Source organism: Azospirillum sp. B4, assembly GCF_000333275.1.
Classification (GTDB): Bacteria; Pseudomonadota; Alphaproteobacteria; order Azospirillales; family Azospirillaceae; genus Nitrospirillum.
Window position 1 is genome coordinate 1 of record NZ_BACU01000421.1, and the last position, 1,044, is coordinate 1,044.

General features: G+C 64.2%; 3 protein-coding genes. All 3 read left to right on the plus strand.

What is annotated here, in order from left to right:
* Positions 1-154 precede the first annotated feature (154 nt).
* The 3 genes from I55_RS37225 (at position 155) to I55_RS18770 (ending at position 889) form a co-directional block, all read left to right on the plus strand.
* Entirely contained in the window at positions 155-307 is a 153-nt protein-coding gene (locus tag I55_RS37225) for a hypothetical protein (RefSeq protein ID WP_159107236.1), read from the plus strand.
* Between the two features lie 76 nt (positions 308-383).
* Complete coding sequence (locus I55_RS18765; protein WP_044562112.1) at positions 384-611, plus strand: hypothetical protein; 228 nt, start codon at positions 384-386, stop codon at positions 609-611.
* Entirely contained in the window at positions 608-889 is a 282-nt protein-coding gene (locus tag I55_RS18770) for a type II toxin-antitoxin system RelE/ParE family toxin (protein WP_044562113.1), read from the plus strand. The genes I55_RS18765 and I55_RS18770 overlap by 4 nt, the downstream gene beginning before the upstream one ends.
* Positions 890-1,044: the final 155 nt, after the last annotated feature.

Genomic DNA, 1,044 nt, shown 5'->3' on the forward strand with positions numbered 1-1,044 from the left:
TCGTGCCTATGAAGTCGGCGTTGGGAAATCGGCCCCGGGAAATCGGGAAGCCTTTCGAATGTTTGGCAGTTTGGCTTGAGGTTAGGCGATGCGGCGTCTGTTCAGTGCTGATTCGAAGCGGCCCCCTAGTCATCGGGGCGCCTCCGGTGGGCGCGTGGCCAACCCCGCGTCCGACATCGATTACCTGCCCCTGGGCCTGACGGCGGAGCAGATGGCGGCGCTGGAACAGGCCTTCCTGGAAGAGCAAGCCGCCACCCGCGCCACCGGCCGCAAGGCCGGCCTGTTCTGGGGACGGCGGGGGCGCTGAACCGAGCCCCGAGTCTCGACATGGCCTGGCGTCGATGCCATCTTCAGTGGGCTTGGTATCATCTGGAGTATCGGCGATGACCCGCTTACTTGAACAAGCCGTTGAAGCGGTGCGCGTTTTGCCGGACGCGGTTCAAGACGAACTCGCCCACGTCCTCCTCCAACTTGCTGGCTTGGAGCAGGCGGCGGTCGAGTTGACGGATGAGGAAATGGCGGGGCTGGAGGAGTCGCTGGCTCAGGCTGAGCGTGGTGAGTTTGCCAGCGATGATGAAATTCAGGCGATTTGGGCCAAGCACGGTCTATGAAGGTCCGTTATACGCGGGCGGCCAGCGCCGAACTTGCGGCGATACTGGATTATATTGACGAGCGCTCGCCATCTGGAGCTCGGAACGTCAAGCGCAGGCTTCAGGACATTGTCACCATATTGGCGGCCCACCCTTATGTCGGGCGCCTCACGAAGCGCCCAGGCATTCGACGCGCGGTGGCCACCCCCTACCCGTACCTGATTCTCTATCAGGTCATGGGGGACGGTATCGTCATCCACGGTTTCCGCCACACGGCCCGGCGCCCGAGCGAAGACTGAGCCTACTCCGCCGCCGCGACGCGGCGCTGGGTGGCGGAGTTGTGGGCGTAGGTGTCCCAGGTGGGCTCGTAGCTCTCATCCGCCTGATTGCCCCAGACGGTCCATTTCGGCCGGGCGCCGCGGGCGAACATCTCCAGATAGGGGCCGGGGCTGCA